Here is a 16,047-nt window from a genome sequence, read left to right on the forward strand (position 1 = left end):
GGTCGCCGGTCCTCGACCGGGCGGCGGCTGGTGTTCGGCCGCTGTTTCTTCGGCCCTGTGGTGGGGGCCCTGTCCTGCCGAGAACCCATCTTCGCACTTGTTGACGGGAGGCGGGACGCGGGGCCGGGGTCTGGGACGGCTGATCGACCGTCCCGCGGGGTTACTGGCCCGTACGAACGTACGGATTCCGTTGAAGGCGAACCTAACAACACGGACGGCCCCGGACGTATGCCCGGGGCCGTACAGAGAGAAAAGCCTCAGTCCTCGGCCTCGGTCCTCAGCCTTAGCCCTCAGCCTCAGCCCTCAGCCTCAGCCCTCAGCCTCAGCCGAGGTCGCCGGCGGCGGTGCGCTCGGCGAGCTTGACCAGGGTGCGGACCGCGGAGCCGGTGCCGCCCTTGGGGGTGTAGCCGAACGGCGCACCCTCGTGGAAGGCAGGGCCCGCGATGTCCAGGTGCGCCCAGGTGATGCCCTCGCCCACGAACTCCTGCAGGAACAGACCGGCCACCAGGCCGCCGCCCATCCGCTCACCCATGTTGGCGATGTCGGCGGTCGGGGAGTCCATGCCCTTGCGCAGCTCGGCGGGGAGCGGCATCGGCCAGGACTGCTCGCCGACCTCCTCGGCGATCTCGTGGATGGAGGTACGGAATGCGTCGTCGTTGGACATGATGCCGAAGGTGCGGTGGCCGAGAGCGAGCACCATCGCGCCGGTCAGCGTCGCGACGTCCACGATGGCGTCCGGCTTCTCCTCGGAGGCCTTCCACAGTGCGTCGGCCAGCACCAGACGGCCCTCGGCGTCGGTGTTGAGCACCTCGACCGTCTTGCCGCTGTACATGCGCAGGACGTCGCCGGGGCGGGTGGCGGTGCCGGACGGCATGTTCTCGGCGAGGGCCAGCCAGCCGGTGACGTTCACCCGGAGGCCGAGGCGGGCCGCGGTGACGACGGCGGCGAACACCGCGGCGGCGCCGCTCATGTCGCACTTCATCGTCTCGTTGTGGCCGGCGGGCTTGAGCGAGATGCCGCCCGAGTCGTAGGTGATGCCCTTGCCGACCAGGGCCAGCGTCTTTTCCGCCTTGGGGTGCGTGTAGGCGAGCTTCACCAGGCGCGGGCCGTGGGCCGAGCCCTGGCCGACGCCGAGGATGCCGCCGAAGCCGCCCTTGACGAGGGCCTTCTCGTCGAGCACCTGCACCTTGATGCCGTGCTCCTTGCCGACGGCGGTGGCGACGGCGGCGAAGGACTCGGGGAAGAGGTCGTTCGGCGGGGTGTTGATCAGGTCGCGGGCGCGGTTGATCTCCTCGGTCAGCGCGATCGCGCGCTCGGCCGCGGCCTTGTGCGCCTTGTCTCGCGGCTTGGCGCCGAGCAGGGCAACCTCGCCGAGCGGCTGCTTCGCCCCGCTGCCTCCGGCCTGGGAGGCACCGTTCTTGGAGTCCTTCGCGTCCTTGTCGCCGCCCTGATAGGCGGTGAAGGAGTACGCACCGAGGAGCGCGCCCTCGGCGATCGCCTCCGCGTCCTCTGCCGCCTCGACCGGCAGAGCGAACGCGGCCTTCTTCGAGCCGTTCAGCGCACGGGCCGCGGCGCCCGCGGCACGCCGCAGCGACTCGGCGTCGTACGCCTCGTCCTTCTCCGGCACCGCGCCGAGGCCGACCGCGAGGACGACCGGGGCCTTGAGCCCGGAGGGGGCGGGGAGCTTGGTCACCTCGCCCTCGGCACCGGTGGCGCCGAGGGTGTCGAGAACGGAGGCGAGCTTTCCGTCGAACGCCTTGTCCACGGCCTCGGCGCCGGGCGCGACGACCGGGCCCTTGGCGCCCTTCGCGACGCCGACCACGAGGGCGTCGGCGCGCAGCGTCGCCGCGCCGGCAGTGCTGAGAGTGAGAGCAGTCACGGTGGTGAAATCTCGCTTCCGTTGAGTTCCGGGGCCGTAGAGGGGGTGGATCGACACCCCACACTGGACAAGAGCCTACGCGCGGTCACATGTATCGCTCACGGCGGCGGCGGTTCACTCGTCCGTGGCGCTGCCCCGCGGCCCGCCGCGCTCGTCTGTGCTCTGCTGTGCCGTGCGACCGCACACCGCACACGCACACGGCACACGCACACCGCCCTCCCGTACGCACTGGAGCCCGCCCTGTGAGACGCGTACCACCGCCGCTCGTGCTCCTCCTCCTCGTACTGGCGGGCTGCACCTCCCCGCCGGACGGCAAACCGCCCGCCGAGCGTTGGCGGCCGGAGCCCGGCCTGGCCTGGCAGTGGCAGCTCAGCGGCAAGCTCGATCCGACCCTGGACGTGCCGGTGTACGACATCGACGGCTTCGACCACCCGAGGTCGGCAGTCGCCGATCTGCACCGCCGCGGCCGCAAAGTCGTCTGCTATCTCTCCACCGGCGCGTGGGAGGAGTTCCGCCCGGACGCCGCGAAGTTCCCGAAGTCCGTCCTCGGCCGCGGCAACGGCTGGGACGGCGAGCGCTGGCTCGACATCCGGCGTACGGACATCCTCGAACCCCTGATGGCCGAGCGCATCGAGATGTGCCGGGCCAAGGGCTTCGACGCGGTCGAGCCCGACAACATGGACGCGTACGCCAACCCCACCGGCTTCCCCATCTCCGCGGCCGACCAGCTCCGCTACAACCGCCTGATCGCCCGCCTCGCCCACGACCGCGGGCTGGCCGTGGGCCTGAAGAACGACCTCGACCAGATCCCGCAGCTGGTGGGGGACTTCGACTTCGCGGTCAATGAACAGTGCGCGGAGCACGACGAGTGCGAGCGGCTGACGCCGTTCATCAGCGCGGGCAAGGCGGTCTTCCACGTCGAGTACGAGCTGACGACGGAGGAGTTCTGTCCCGAGGCGCGGCGGCGGAAGCTCAGCTCGATGCTGAAGAAGTACGAGCTGGGTGTCTGGCGCCGTCCCTGCTAGCCGCCGAGCACCAGCGCGACGAGGCAGACCGTCGCCGCGGTCTCCGCCAGCGCGCCGAACACGTCGCCCGTCACCCCGCCGAAGCGGCGTACACAGTGGCGCAGCAGCAGTTGGGCCGCGCCGAGGCCTGCCAGGACCGCCAGGGCGTGGTGGACCGCGCCGTACCCGCCGAACAGCGCGCCCGCCGCCGCGCAGGCCGCGGTGACCAGAGCCACGACGGCGAGTCCGGTGCGTACGGGAACGACCTGTGCGACCGCCGCGCCGAGGCCTTCGGGGCGGGCCGCCGGGATGCCCGTGCGTGAGGCGAGGGTGAGGGCCAGGCGCGCGGTCACGCCCGAGACCGCGGCGCCCACCGCGCCGCACGTCCAGCCCTCGCCGTACAGCTCGGCCACCGCCGCCACCTGGGCGAGGAGCAGGAACAGCAGCGTGATGACCCCGAACGGCCCGATGTCCGACTGCTTCATGATGCGCAGCGCGTCCTCGGCGGGCTTTCCGCTGCCCAGGCCGTCGGCCGTGTCGGCGAGGCCGTCCAGATGGAGGCCGCGGGTGAGCGCGGCCGGGACGGCGACCGTGGCCGTCGCGGCGAGCAGCGGGCCGGAGCCCAGGAGCGTCAGCAGCCCGCCGGCGCCCGCGGCGAGCAGGCCGACGACCAGCCCGGCCAGTGGCGCGCACAGCATTCCGGCGCGCGCCGTGTCACGGTCCCAGCGCGTGACGCGGACCGGGAGCGCGGTCAGGGTGCCGAAAGCGAAACGTATGCCGTGGCGTATGCCGTGACGTGTGCCGTCCAGAGGAATCATCGCGCGAAGGGTAGCCCGGCCGGACTGACGGTAAATTGCGCATATCGTGCAAATCGGGAGCGGGTGGCATGGGATGGGTCACTGGTTTTACCGCAACATCGTCGAGCCGGGGAAGCTCCCGATGCTGTTCGCGCTGGCCTCCTTCATCGTCACCTTCCTGGCGACCCGTACGATCACCCGGCTGATCAGGGCGGGCAGAGGGCCGTTCAAGAACGTCACGCCCGGCGGCATGCACATCCACCATGTGGTCCCCGGCGTCATCCTGACCGTGGTCGGCGGCTTCGGGGCGGTCGGCAGCGCCCGGCACGGCCCCTCCGCGGCGGCCTGCGCGATCATCTTCGGGATCGGCGCGGGCCTCGTACTCGACGAGTTCGCGCTCATCCTTCATCTCGACGACGTCTACTGGACCGAGCAGGGCCGTCAGAGCGTGGAGGTCGTGGTGCTCGCCGCGGCCCTGGCGCTGCTGGTCCTCAGCGGCTTCGCACCGCTCGGCGTCAATCAGATGACCCCCGACGAACGCCAGGACCGCGCCACGCTGATCGCGACACTGTTGATCAACTTCCTCCTTGTGCTCGTCGTGCTCTTCAAGGGCAAGCCACGGATGGCGCTCATCAGCGTCCTGGTGCCGTTCGTGGCGCTCTTCGGGGCGGTACGGCTGGCCCGGCCGGGCTCTCCCTGGGCCCGCCGCTTCTACCGCAAGCGGCCCAAGGCCCGCGCCAGGGCCCGGCTCCGCTCCTTCCGCCACGACCGCCGCTGGGACCGGCCACGGCGCAAGTTTCAGGACCTGATCGGCGGCGCCCCCGACCGGCTGCCGGCGCGCAAACGCTGACGCCTGAGCCGGCGCTGCCGCAGCGCCGAGAGCGCGCACACCACGAGCACCGCCGCGATCGCCGCCAGATGTTCCTTGCCCGCGAGGTTGTCCTTGACCAGCACCTCGACAACCATCGACACGATCACCAGCGCCGCTGTGAGCCAGGCCCGGAAGCGCCAGCAGACGAAGAGCGCGAGGCCGACGACCGCCGCCGACGGGCCGGTGTCGACGACCTGCGCGTCGGTGGCGGGCAGCCCGAAGAAGCCGTCGGGGCCGAGCGCGATGCCGATCCGTGCGTACGTAGTCCCGGCCAGCGTCGAAACGTACGCGATCACCAGCGTCCGCCACCGGCCCAGAGCGATCTCCGCGATCCCGAACACCAGCAGCACCTGCGCCAGCGCACCCCACACCGGCAGATCCAGCGCCGGTACGAACAGCGACAGCGGGGTGCGCAGCAGGGCCACCCAGAGCGGGTCCTCGGCCTTGACGAAGCCGATGTCGTGGACCGGGCGGAAGCCCCAGGACTGGTTCTGCACCAGCTGGAAGAGCGCCGTGAGGCAGACCGCCCCGAGCGTCATCGGAACGGCCCGCCACTTCTTCGTGACGAGCGCGTTGCGCAGGGTCGCGTACAGCGGCCCCCACTCGCGGCGCGCGAAGGCGCGCACCGTGTTCAACGCTTGGTCTCCAGATGTCTGCGGTGCATCCACTTGGGCAGCCCGGGCGCCTCCAGGAAGCCCTCGGCGCGGCCCGCCGCGAGGCCGATGCGCAGCAGGTCGGCGCTCTTCTCGAAGAGCATGAAACGTGGCTCCCAGATGGGTCGGTACTTGGCGTTCGCGCGGTAGAGGGACTCGATCTGCCACCAGCGGGAGAAGAAGCTGAGGAGCGAGCGCCACAGCCTCAGCACCGGTCCCGCGCCGAGCTTCGAGCCGCGTTCGAAGACCGACCTGAACATCGCGAAGTTCAACGACACCTGGGTGATCCCGATCTCCTCGGCGCGCTGCAGGAGTTCGATGACCATGAACTCCATCAGGCCGTTCTCGGAGTCCCGGTCACGGCGCATCAGATCGAGCGAGAGCCCCTCGGGCCCCCACGGCACAAAGCTCAGCACCGCCCGCAACTCGCTCTCTCCGTCCGTGCATTCGAGCATCACGCAGCGGCCGTCCGCGGGATCGCCGAGCCGCCCCAGCGCCATCGAGAAGCCGCGTTCGGTGGCTCCGTCGCGCCAGTCGTCTGCGCGCCCCAGCAGTACGTCCATCTCCGCGGGCCCAATCTCCTCGTGGCGGCGGATCCGCACCTCGTACCCGGCGCGCTTGACCCGGTTGTAGGCCTGGCGCACGGTCCGCATCGCGCGCCCGTCCAGGGTGAACTCGTCGGTCTCGACGATCGCCTCGTCACCCAGCTCCAGCGCGTCCAGGCCGTGCCGCGCATAGATGGTGCCCGCCTCCTCGCTCGCCCCCATCACGGCCGGGATCCAGCCGTGTTCACGAGCCTCGGCCAGCCAGGGGTCGATCGCGCCGGGCCAGGCCTCCGGGTCGCCGATCGGATCGCCGGACGCGAGCGAGACCCCGCCCACCACGCGGTAGGCGACGGCGGCCTTCCCGGTCGGGGACCAGACGACGCTCTTCTCGCGGCGCAGCGCGAAGTAGCCGAGCGAGTCCCGGTCGCCGTGGCGTGTGAGCAGCGCGCGCAGCCGCTCCTCGTCGCCCTCGGTGAGCGGGTCGACGGCCCGGCGGGAGCGGAACGCCGCGTAGAGCACGGCGAGCAGCAGCAGCGTGGAGAGGACGTTGATGGTGACGTTGACCCAGCCGGGTGTGCTGATGCCGGCGAAGGGGGAGTCGTCGGCGGCCAGCGACACCAGCCGCATCACGCCGTAGCGCCAGCGCTCCAGGAAGGTGGAGTGGCCGGCCGAGGTGTTGGTGACGGTGACGAGTATCGCGGCGAGCAGCGAGGTGACGAGCAGCCCGCCGGCCGCGACGGCGGCGGCCAGCTTGGGGTTGGTGCGGTCGCCCTTCGCGTAGAACTCCCGCCGCCCGAGCACCAGGGCCAGCACGAAGGCGGACGTCAGGACGAGTGAGATCCAGTTCTGCGCGTGCTCACGGACGTCCGGGTCGACGGCGATCGCGAGGAAGAAGAGCAGCAGAAAGAGCCCGGCCAGTACGGAGTTGAGGATCCAGGCGGCCCGCTTGCGGCGGCGCATGGTGATTGCCAGGAAGAGGGTGAAGGCCCCGGATGCGAAGCCCGCCGTGAGCAGATACGGCGTGAAGTAGTCATCGATGTTGTGCCGCCGAAGATCCTGGCCGAGGGAGACCCAGACGGCGCTCAGGAGGTTGACGAACGTCACGGCGCGCAGATACCAGACGGCGAATGCCGCGCTGCGCCGTGAGCGGACGGTGCTTCGGCCCGTGCTCCGGCTCGTACCCGTGCCCGCCGTACTCGGACTCGTACCAGTACTCGTACTCGGTCTCGTACTTGTACTCGGGCTCGCCTCTTCGGTGGACAAACGGACCTCTCCCATGAAACGCGATGATATGGGGCATCACGCGTCATAGTGGGCGAGGATGCGGCCGCCCGGTCGAGGGCGGCCGCACCGGCCCGTCAGTCCGTGTCGCTCCCCACCGGCTCCGTACGCTCCGGCAGTTCGGCCGCGAGCGCGGCCGACGCCTGGACGAGGGGGAGCGCGAGCAATGCCCCTGTTCCTTCGCCCACAGTGACGCCGTGATCGAGCAGCGGGTTGAGCGCCATACGGTCGAGCGCCTTCGTCTGCGCCGGTTCGCCGCTCACCTGGCCCGCCAGCCACCAGTCCGGCGCGCGGAACGCCGCACGCTGCCCGACCAGCGCACACGCCGCCGATACGACTCCGTCGAGGATCACCGGCATCCGGCGTACGGCGCTCTGCAGCAGGAAACCCGTCGTCGCGGCCAGATCCGCGCCGCCCACCGCCGCCAGCAGCTCCAGCTGATCGCCGAGCACCGGCCGGGCGCGCCGCAGTGCGTCACGGATCACCGCGCACTTGCGCATCCAGGCCAGATCGTCGATGCCCGCGCCGCCGCGGCCGGTCACCACCGAGGCGTCCGTGCCGCACAGCGCGGCGATCAGCGTCGAGGCGGGCGTGGTGCCACCGACGCTCAGATCGCCGAGTACGACCAGGTCGGTGCCGGAGTCGGCCTCCTCGTCGGCGATCGCCATGCCCAGGCGTACGGCCGCCTCGGTCTCCTCGATCGTCAGCGCGTCCTCGATGTCGATACGTCCGCTGCCGCGCCGCACCCGGTGGCGTACCACCTCGTCCGGCAGCAGTCCCGGGTCGCAGTCGAGCCCCGCGTCGACGATCCGCACCGGCACGCCCATCCGGCGGGCCAGCACGGCGACCGGGCTCGCGCCCTCCAGCGTGGCGCGCACCAGCTCGTGCGCGGAGCCGGACTCCCGGCCGGAGACGCCCAGTTCGGCCACACCGTGATCACCGGCGAACAGCACCACGCGCGGCCGCTCGATCGCCTTGACCGGCACGGAGGCCTGCGCGGCCGAGAGCCACTCGCCCAGCTCGTCGAGCCGGCCGAGGGCGCCGGGCGGGACGGTCAGCCGCTCCCGGCGTTCCTCGGCGTCACGCCGCATACCGCTGTCGGGACGCTCGATCAGGTCGGAGAAGTCGTCGAGATTCAGCCTGCTCATTCGCCGAACAGTACCGGCAGCGGTGTCGCGGCAGGGCAGCGCCTGTCAGCTGCGCAGCACCACGGCCTGGCCTGCGACGACCAGCAGGACGTGCTCGCACTCGGCGGCGAAGGCGGCGTTGAGGCGGCCCAGTTCGTCGCGGAAGCGGCGCCCGGAGGCGGTGGCCGGCACGACGCCGCTGCCGACCTCGTTGGTCACCGCGACGACGGTGCGCGTGGTCTGCCGTACCGCGGCGACGAGTTCGGCGACCCGCTCGTGCAGCGCCTGCTCGCCGTCCGCCGCCCAGGTGGCGTCGTCCCAGGCGCCCACCCGGTCCATCGCGTCGGTCAGCCACAGCGAGAGGCAGTCGATCAGCACCGGCGGCCCCTCCTCGGCGAGCACGGGTACGAGATCGCAGGTCTCGCTCGTACGCCAGGAGCCCGGGCGCCGCTCGCGGTGCAGGGAGACCCGGGCGGCCCACTCGGCGTCCCCCTCGCGATGGCCGCTCGTCGCGACGTACAGCACCTCGGGGAAGGTCTCCAGCCTGCGCTCGGCCTCCAGGGACTTGCCCGAGCGGGCGCCGCCGGTGACGAGGGTGCGGCGGGGGATGTCGGGCACGGCGTGGTACTCGCCGACGATCAGCGTCGTCCCGTCCGGTACGGCCCGCGCGCCCGCGGCGGCGAGCCGCCGGCCCAGCTCGGGGCGTCCGCCGGTGACGTCGTGGTCGATGTGCACGGCGATGATGTCGGTGGTCGCGCCGATCGCGCCGGTGGCGCGCAGCCGGGCGATCGCGTCGGGCCGTCCGATCACATCGGCGACGACCATCTCGTATGCCGCGCGGCCCTCCGCGAGGCCTGCGGGCGAGCCGCCCGGCGGAAGGTAGAGCAGCCGCTCGCCCTCCGGGGACGTCACCTCGTACCCCGTGCCCGGCTGATCCATCGGGACGGCCCGCACCCGGTGCCCGCTGATCAGCGTCAGCTCCCGCCCGTCCGGCACCCGCCCGGCCGTGGGCAGCCCCGCGGGCAGATCCACGGCGGGCCCGTTGTGCGGATGCGTGAGCAGCACCTGCCGTACGCCGACGAGCGAATGCCCGGCCCGCGCGGCGGCGAGGGCGGCGCCCGGGGTGAGGTCGAGCAGCAGGGCCCCGTCCACGAGCAACGCGGTGGCGGCCCGCGCGGACGCTCCGCGCGCGCTGGCGCAGGCGGCGCACGGACAGTCGGGCCGGGGGAGTCCGGCGGGGGCGCCGGTGCCGAGCAAAGTGAGTTCCACGCTCACGATCCTCCCGCGTCACCGCGGGGCGTGCGCGCCCGGCTACGCTGCGGGCAGGAAAGAGATCACTGGTGGACCTTGGGAGGCGGACATGGCATGGACGTGGCGGTTCGAGAAGTCCGACGGATCGGAGGTCCAACCGGCGGTGCAGCCGGAGGAGTTCACGACGCAGGGTGACGCCGAGTCCTGGATCGGCGAGTACTGGAAGGAACTTCTCGAGGGCGGCGCGGACCAAGCGGTGCTGTCGGAGGACGCCACAAAGATCTACGGCCCGATGAGCCTGCACGCGAACGAGTCGTAGCCGGGGAGGTTCGGGGGCGCTGGGGGTACGAGGTACCCCCAGGCCAGGCCCCGTGGGGCGCTCCCCGACGCTGTCGGAGCCTCGCGCCGGAACGTCGCCGTCGGCGTCGCAGGACCGCCCCGCTCCACGAACCGCACAGGCGCGCGCTGCCGCCGTCCGGTCCCGACTGCGCGAAAGTGCCGGGCAGAGCCTCGCGGCGCGAGGCGGCAGCCCCGTAAGGGGATCGGGGGTCGCCCCGTACCTGGCCAGGGGGCGTATCAGTGGTCCGCGGAGACCCGGCCGCCCGTCTCCACGCAGCGCGGCAGGATGTCGGTTTTGGCTCCCCGCTTCGTAGTGGAGCCCCACAGTCCATAGAATCCGCCGCTGTGACCCGACAGAAGAACGCGGTATTCGTCGACGCCTCGGGGCGCCGGCGCCGCCTGGTGAGGTATGCGTCCATTGTCGTAGGTGCCGCGTGCGTCTGCTTTGTTGTCATTGTTCTGACCGGGCTCTTCGGTGCCGGGCCGACCGGCGGTCCGCTGCCCTGGAGCCGGAGCGGGCAGGATCCGGCCCCCACCGGCGAACCGACGCCTTCCACCGCCGCCGAGTCCCGGGAAGCCGCCGACGACGAGGCCGAAGTGGACCCGGTCTCCGACACGGCCTCTTCCGCGGCCCCCGCCACCAAGGGTGCCGACGCATCGGGAAACCCCGGCACCGACGCAAACGGCCCGACCGCCACCGCGGCGCCGGAGCCGGCTCCGACGGCAAGTGCTCCTCCCGGAAACTCCGGCAACGCCCCCCGGCGCAGCCCGGCTGCGGACGGCAAGGGCCCGAAGTGACCCGGCACGCCCTGCGCCGCGACCCCCGTGCCCACTGGGTGCTCCTGAGCCTCACCCTGGCCGTCGCCGCCACCGCGCTGCTCTTCAGCGGCTACGGGAGGCACGAGATAGCCCCGACCGTCGCACCCGCCACCCGGTGCCCGGCCACCCCGGCGCCCGACTTCGCCGACGGTCCCGTCCTGCGCAAGGCCTCCAGAACCTCAGAGGCCGCGGGCTCCCGGATGCCCTCCGGCAGCGTCGCCCTCACCTACGACGGCGGCCCCGACCCGGCCTGGACCCCGCGCCTTCTCGACCTGTTGAAGCGGCACGACGCCAAGGCCACGTTCTTTCTCACCGGCACCGAGGCCGCCGCCCACCCCGATCTGGTACGCCGGATCAAGGACGACGGCCACGAGATCGGCTCGCACACCTACACGGACGCCAATCTCGCCGGCCTCTCCGAGCCCCGTGCCCGACTGGAGCTCGCCCTCACCCAGAACGTCCTGGCCGGCACAGCGGGCATCGGCACCCATCTGCTGCGCCTTCCGCACACCACTGACGTCGCCACCCTCTGCGCCGACATGGGCGAGGCGGCGCGGCGCGCCATCGCCGACGGCTATGTCCTCGTCGCCGCCGACTCGTCCGGCCGTGACGCCGCCCGGGGTGCCGTACGCCAGCTCACCGGCTCGCCCGGCGCCGTCACGGAGACCGAGCGGCTGTTGACCACCACCCGCGGTGACCGGGTCACGTACACGACCGTCGGCGCCGGTCTCGGGCTGCGGGGCACCACCTACGCCGTCTCCACCGCCGCCGAGTGGAAGGGCGCCGCCGTCGTCCGCGCACAGCAGGCGTCGCGGGCCTTCGCCGACGGCATGACCTGGTTCCTGCTCGTGGCCGGTGGGATCACCGTGGCCCGGCTGCTGATGCTGTTCACCGTCGCCCGTGTCCATGTGAAACGCGTACGTGCCAAGCGCTCCCGACGTCGCGGCGCCCCGCGCTTTCCGCCCCTCACCGACCCGGTCTCGGTGATCGTCCCCGCGTACAACGAGGAAGCGGGCATCGAGGCGACCGTTCGTTCGCTGCTCGCCTCCACCCACGGTGCCGTGCAGATCATCGTTGTCGATGACGGTTCCACCGACCGGACCTTCGAGATCGCCGAGGCGATAGACGACCGCCGGGTCATGGTCGTCCGTCAGCCCAATTCCGGGAAGGCCGCCGCCCTCAACACCGGCCTCGCCTGGGCCCACTTCGACATCGTCGTCATGATCGACGGCGACACGGTCTTCGAGCCCGACGCGATCTTCAATCTGATCCAGCCGCTCGCCGACCCGCGCGTCGGCGCGGTCAGCGGCAACACCAAGGTCGGCAACCGGCAGGGTGTCCTCGGCCGCTGGCAGCACCTCGAATATGTCATCGGTTTCAACCTCGACCGCCGCATGTTCGACGTCATGGAGTGCATGCCGACCGTTCCGGGCGCGATCGGAGCGTTCCGCCGCGAGGCCGTGTGCGGCGTCGGAGGGGTCAGCGAGGACACCCTCGCCGAGGACACCGACCTCACCATGGCGCTGTGCCGGGCCGGCTGGCGCGTGGTCTACGAGGAGTCGGCCATCGCCTGGACCGAGGCCCCCTCGACGGTGCGTCAGCTGTGGAAGCAGCGGTACCGCTGGTGCTACGGCACCTTGCAGTCCATGTGGAAGCACCGCGGCGCGCTGCTGGAGCGCGGCGCCGGGGGCAAACTCGGCCGCCGGGGCCTCACCTACCTGCTGATGTTCCAGACGGTCCTGCCGTTGCTCGCCCCGCTCGTCGATGTCTTCGCCCTGTACGGGTTGCTGTTCCGGGGCGCGGGTCAGGCGGCGGCGGTCTGGCTCGCCTTCACCGCGGTGCAGGTCTTCACCGCGTTGTACGCGCTGCGTCTGGACCGCGAGAAGTTCGAGCCGCTGTGGACCCTGCCGCTCCAGATCTTCGTCTACCGGCAGCTGATGTACCTGGTCGTCGTTCAATCGGTGGTCACGGCCCTGATGGGTAACCGCCTTCGGTGGCAGCGAATGCAGCGCAGCGGGTCGGCGACGGACGTCCTGGAGGACCGTCGTGCGATGAGTGTCTGACGTACCTGCCGGCGGTGCGGCTGATGGAAGCCGGTGTGGCGGGTATCGGCGTTTCATCGGCGTGAGACGTGCTCGGCCGGTGAACGGCGCTTCCGGCCCGGCCCGGCCCGGCCGGGCCGGGCCGGCCCGGCCCGCCGCCAGTCAGGTCTCCGTCCCGCTGTACGCGGGCGGCGGAGGCGTTGGACTCAGCCACCCGCCGGCGTCGGCGGCGCGAAGCTGCCGTTTCCCGGGGGCGCGTGGCGCGGGTGTGCGCCTCGGTCCCGCTGGTGGTGGCGGCGCGAAGCTGCCGCTACCCGGGGTGTGGGGGCGCCGGCCCCCACGTACCCCCACCCCGCCCCGAGGTCTGGGGCCTGCCCCAGTCTCGGGAAGGGGCGGGTAGGGGAAATCCTTCGCGCGCCCACCACGGACCCGGCGCCCCCTCAGATCTCCCCCAGCGTCACCTCCACCCTCCCGCTCTCCCCGCCCCGCAGATACGTCACCCCCACCCTCTGCCCCGGGCTGTAAGACGCCAGCGCCTCCGCCAATGACGTGATCGTTGTGATCTCCACGGAGCCCAGTTTCGTGACGATGTCCCCGGCCCGGAGCCCCGCCTTCTCCGCCGCGCCCCCCTTCGCGACCTCCACCACCGCCACCCCCGCCGGCTGGTAGTTGTCGTCCAGCACCGTCCGCGCCGTGATGCCCAGCGCCGCCCGGCCCGAGTCCGTGACCTTGCCGTCCTTGATGATCTGGTCCGCGATCGACTTCACCGTCGAGGCGGGGGCGGCGAAACCGATACCCGGCGCCGGCGCGCCCTCCATCCCAGGATCCGTCGCCGCCAGCGTCGGAATCCCGATCACCTCGCTGTCCAGATTCGCCAGCGCCCCACCACTGTTGCCCGGATTGATCGCCGCGGACGTCTGCACCATGTTGGCGAGCGTCGCGCCCGTGCCGCCGGCCTCCGGGCTGTCCGTCACGGTGCGGCCCACCGCCGAGACGATGCCCTGGGTGACGCTGCTGGACAGGCCCAGGGGCGAGCCCATCGCCAGGACGATATGGCCGACCTCGACCTTGGCGGAGTCTCCGAACCTCGCGGGCTTCAGCCCTTCGGGGACCTTGTCCAGCCTGATGACGGCCAGGTCCTGCTGTGGGAAGGAGGAGACCAGCTTCGCGGTCATCGCCTGCTCACCCGTCGCCGCCGTCACCAGGAAGGACTTCTCCGCGCCCACCACGTGCGCGTTGGTGACGACATGGCCCTTCGTGTCGTAGACGATGCCCGAGCCCAGACCGCTGCCCGCCTCGATCTGGACGACCGACGGCAGCACATTCCTGATCACGGTCTGGTAGTCGCTCTGCAGATCGTTGTCGGCCACCGGCGCCACCGCCCGCGTCGAGGACTCCGGCGTCGACGAGCCGGTGCAGCCCACGGCCAGTAGGACCGCGCAGACCGTCGCGGTCACCGGCAGCAGCACATGACGTCGTACGAGGGAGGCATCCATGTCCGGAGTATCGCTTTCGCCCCCAGGGCCTGGCCTGCGTTGCGCATCCGATCAGGGGGCCGACGCCAGGAACTGAGTCGCCGCCAGTTCCCCGTACAGCGGATCCGCCGCCACCAGCTCGCCGTGCGTGCCCACCGCCCGTACCTTCCCCGCGTCCATCACCACGATCCGGTCCGCCAGCGTCACCGTCGACAGCCGGTGCGCCACCACCAGCACCGTCACATCCCGGGCCACCGCCGCGACCACATCGCGCAGCGCCATCTCATTGACCGCGTCCAGCTGCGAGGTCGCCTCGTCCAGGAGGAGCAGCCGTGGCCGCCGCAGCAGCGCACGGGCGATCGCGACCCGCTGCCGCTCGCCGCCCGAGAGTTTGGAGCCGCGGTGCCCGACCACCGTCTCCAGGCCGTCCGGCAGCCGCTCCACGACCGCGTCGAGCCTGGCCCGTACGAGCACGTCCCGGATCTGTTCCTCGCTCGCGTCCGGCGCGGCGAAGACCAGGTTCTCCCGCACCGTCCCCGCCAGCACCGGGGCGTCCTGCTCGACATAGCCGATCGCGGCGCGCAGATCGGCCAGCGGCCAGTCCCGTACGTCCCTGCCGTCGACGAGGATCCGTCCGCCACTCGCCTCGTAGAACCGCTCGATCAGCCCGAAGACGGTCGTCTTACCGGCCCCGGACGGGCCGACGAAGGCCGTCATCCCGGCGCCGGGAACCTCGAAGGAGACTCCGTGATGGACGTACGGAAGATCGTCGCGGTAGCGGAAGGTGACGTCCTCGAAGACCACCGACGCGGGACCCGTGCCCGCGTCCCCCCGCGGAGTCGTCAGCGTCTCCGTCTCCAGCCGCTCCGCCTCCACGATCCGCGCGATCGCCGCCGAGCCCACCTGGTACTGCGAGGCCGCCTCCACGAGCCTCGACACCGGGTCGATCAGATAGAAGAGGAAGAGCAGGAAGGCCACCAGCGTGGATACGGAGATCGCGCCGGAGGCGACCCGAGCCCCGCCGATCCCCAGCACCGCCAGGAACGACACCTGTACGGCCAGACCTACCGACGACCAGGCCGCCGACTGCCACTTCGCGGACCGTATGCCGTGCCGCCATGCCTCCCGCGCCGCCCTCGACACGACCGCCGTCTCGCGCTCCTCGGCCCCCGACGCCTTGACCGTACGGAAGGCCCCGAAGGCCCTCTCCAGCACGGTGGAGATCTCGCCGACCGCCTCCTGCGAGCGCTGCGTCGCCTGCGCGATCCTCGGCATCAGCAGCCCGACACAGCCGCCGATCAACACGATCACGCCCAGCGTCACACCGAGCAGCACCGGGTCCATCAGGCCCATCATCACGATCGTGGCGACGAAGGCGAGCCCGCCGGTCGCCGCCGAGACGATCGACTGGGTGGTCACCGCACGCAGCAGAGTGGTGTCGGAGGTGACCCGGGACATCAGATCGCCGGGCTGGGTCCGCTCCACCTCCGGTAGCCGCAGCCGCAGCAGCCGCCCGATCAGGGTGCGGCGGGCGGCCAGCACCACGGACTCGGCGGTGCGCTCCAGGATGTACGCGCCGACCGCCTCGATCGCGGTGCCGAGCACCACCAGCGCGGTGAGCAGCGCCAGGATCCCGGTGATGGACTGATCGTCGCCGAGCCGGTCGACCAGGGTCTTGGCCGCGAGCGGCTGGGCAAGACCGGTGACCGTGCCGACCAGGGTCAGGGCGGCACCGAGCGCGACGACCCAGCGGTGCGGGCGGAAATGCGCGTACAGCGCCCGCCAGGTCTCCCGGGCGGGCAGTCTGACGGGCGGCTTCTCGACGCCAGTGGCGTCTGCGGGCTCTTCGGGCTCTGCGGGCTCTTCGGTGTCTGTGGTCTCTGCGGACTGTGTGGCGTCTGTGGTGTCTGCGGTTTTCGCGGCGGTTTCTGCGGTGGTCACCTCAGCGAAGACGCGAAAACCCC

Annotated in this window: 13 protein-coding genes; 5 read left to right on the forward strand and 8 right to left on the reverse strand. The window is 71.6% G+C overall.

All coding sequences use genetic code 11. The annotated features are described in order from the left end of the window. Nucleotides 1-322 precede the first annotated feature (322 nt). Complete coding sequence (locus ACH492_RS18095; RefSeq protein ID WP_398987644.1) at nt 323-1,879, reverse strand: leucyl aminopeptidase; 1,557 nt, start codon at nt 1,877-1,879, stop codon at nt 323-325. Between the two features lie 242 nt (nt 1,880-2,121). Between ACH492_RS18095 and ACH492_RS18100 the strand changes: the two genes are divergently transcribed. Continuing rightward, nucleotides 2,122-2,904, forward strand: a complete 783-nt coding sequence (locus ACH492_RS18100; RefSeq protein ID WP_398987647.1) for an endo alpha-1,4 polygalactosaminidase — start codon at nt 2,122-2,124, stop codon at nt 2,902-2,904. Here ACH492_RS18100 and ACH492_RS18105 read toward each other — a convergent pair. After that, nucleotides 2,901-3,701, reverse strand: a complete 801-nt coding sequence (locus tag ACH492_RS18105) for an adenosylcobinamide-GDP ribazoletransferase (RefSeq protein ID WP_398987649.1) — start codon at nt 3,699-3,701, stop codon at nt 2,901-2,903. The genes ACH492_RS18100 and ACH492_RS18105 overlap by 4 nt on opposite strands. Nucleotides 3,702-3,774: 73 nt before the next feature. Between ACH492_RS18105 and ACH492_RS18110 the strand changes: the two genes are divergently transcribed. Continuing rightward, on the forward strand, nt 3,775-4,530 hold the full coding sequence (locus ACH492_RS18110) for a hypothetical protein (protein ID WP_398987651.1): 756 nt from the start codon (nt 3,775-3,777) through the stop codon (nt 4,528-4,530). Here the strand turns inward: ACH492_RS18110 and ACH492_RS18115 are convergent. The 4 genes from ACH492_RS18115 to ACH492_RS18130 all read right to left on the reverse strand — a co-directional run bounded on the left by ACH492_RS18115 (nt 4,479) and on the right by ACH492_RS18130 (nt 9,426). Then, nucleotides 4,479-5,186 carry a hypothetical protein gene (locus ACH492_RS18115; RefSeq protein WP_398987653.1) on the reverse strand — a complete coding sequence of 236 codons (708 nt, stop codon included), beginning with the start codon at nt 5,184-5,186 and terminating at the stop codon, nt 4,479-4,481. The genes ACH492_RS18110 and ACH492_RS18115 overlap by 52 nt on opposite strands. After that, nucleotides 5,183-7,027, reverse strand: a complete 1,845-nt coding sequence (locus ACH492_RS18120; protein WP_398987655.1) for a phosphatidylglycerol lysyltransferase domain-containing protein — start codon at nt 7,025-7,027, stop codon at nt 5,183-5,185. The genes ACH492_RS18115 and ACH492_RS18120 overlap by 4 nt, the downstream gene beginning before the upstream one ends. Before the next feature lie 80 nt (nt 7,028-7,107). Then, nucleotides 7,108-8,178, reverse strand: coding sequence for a nicotinate-nucleotide--dimethylbenzimidazole phosphoribosyltransferase (gene cobT / locus ACH492_RS18125; protein ID WP_398987657.1), 1,071 nt, complete (start codon nt 8,176-8,178; stop codon nt 7,108-7,110). A 45-nt stretch (nt 8,179-8,223) separates the two neighbouring features. Beyond that, entirely contained in the window at nt 8,224-9,426 is a 1,203-nt protein-coding gene (locus ACH492_RS18130; protein WP_398987659.1) for a bifunctional adenosylcobinamide kinase/adenosylcobinamide-phosphate guanylyltransferase, read from the reverse strand. A gap of 91 nt (nt 9,427-9,517) precedes the next feature. Here ACH492_RS18130 and ACH492_RS18135 point away from each other — a divergent pair, with 91 nt between their 5' ends. From ACH492_RS18135 to ACH492_RS18145, 3 genes are all read left to right on the forward strand, one after another. After that, nucleotides 9,518-9,727: a hypothetical protein gene (locus ACH492_RS18135; RefSeq protein WP_398987662.1), complete on the forward strand. Its 210-nt coding sequence runs from the start codon at nt 9,518-9,520 to the stop codon at nt 9,725-9,727. Nucleotides 9,728-10,092: 365 nt separating this feature from the next. Then, a complete protein-coding gene (locus tag ACH492_RS18140) occupies nt 10,093-10,545 on the forward strand; it encodes a hypothetical protein (RefSeq protein WP_398987664.1) in 453 nt (150 codons plus the stop codon). Next, nucleotides 10,542-12,629: a bifunctional polysaccharide deacetylase/glycosyltransferase family 2 protein gene (locus ACH492_RS18145; RefSeq protein ID WP_398987666.1), complete on the forward strand. Its 2,088-nt coding sequence runs from the start codon at nt 10,542-10,544 to the stop codon at nt 12,627-12,629. Before ACH492_RS18140 ends, ACH492_RS18145 begins: the two co-directional genes overlap by 4 nt. A gap of 419 nt (nt 12,630-13,048) precedes the next feature. On the opposite strand, the gene ACH492_RS18150 is transcribed toward ACH492_RS18145, so the two are convergent. Both ACH492_RS18150 and ACH492_RS18155 read right to left on the reverse strand, forming a co-directional pair. Further along, nucleotides 13,049-14,104 (reverse strand): S1C family serine protease, encoded by a 1,056-nt coding sequence (locus ACH492_RS18150; protein ID WP_398987668.1) that lies wholly within the window; start codon nt 14,102-14,104, stop codon nt 13,049-13,051. Between the two features lie 51 nt (nt 14,105-14,155). Then, nucleotides 14,156-15,886 carry an ABC transporter ATP-binding protein gene (locus ACH492_RS18155; RefSeq protein ID WP_398988360.1) on the reverse strand — a complete coding sequence of 577 codons (1,731 nt, stop codon included), beginning with the start codon at nt 15,884-15,886 and terminating at the stop codon, nt 14,156-14,158. Between the last annotated feature and the right edge of the window lie 161 nt (nt 15,887-16,047).

Source organism: Streptomyces sp. NPDC019443 (assembly GCF_044389785.1).
In the GTDB taxonomy this organism is placed as follows: Bacteria; Actinomycetota; Actinomycetes; order Streptomycetales; family Streptomycetaceae; genus Streptomyces.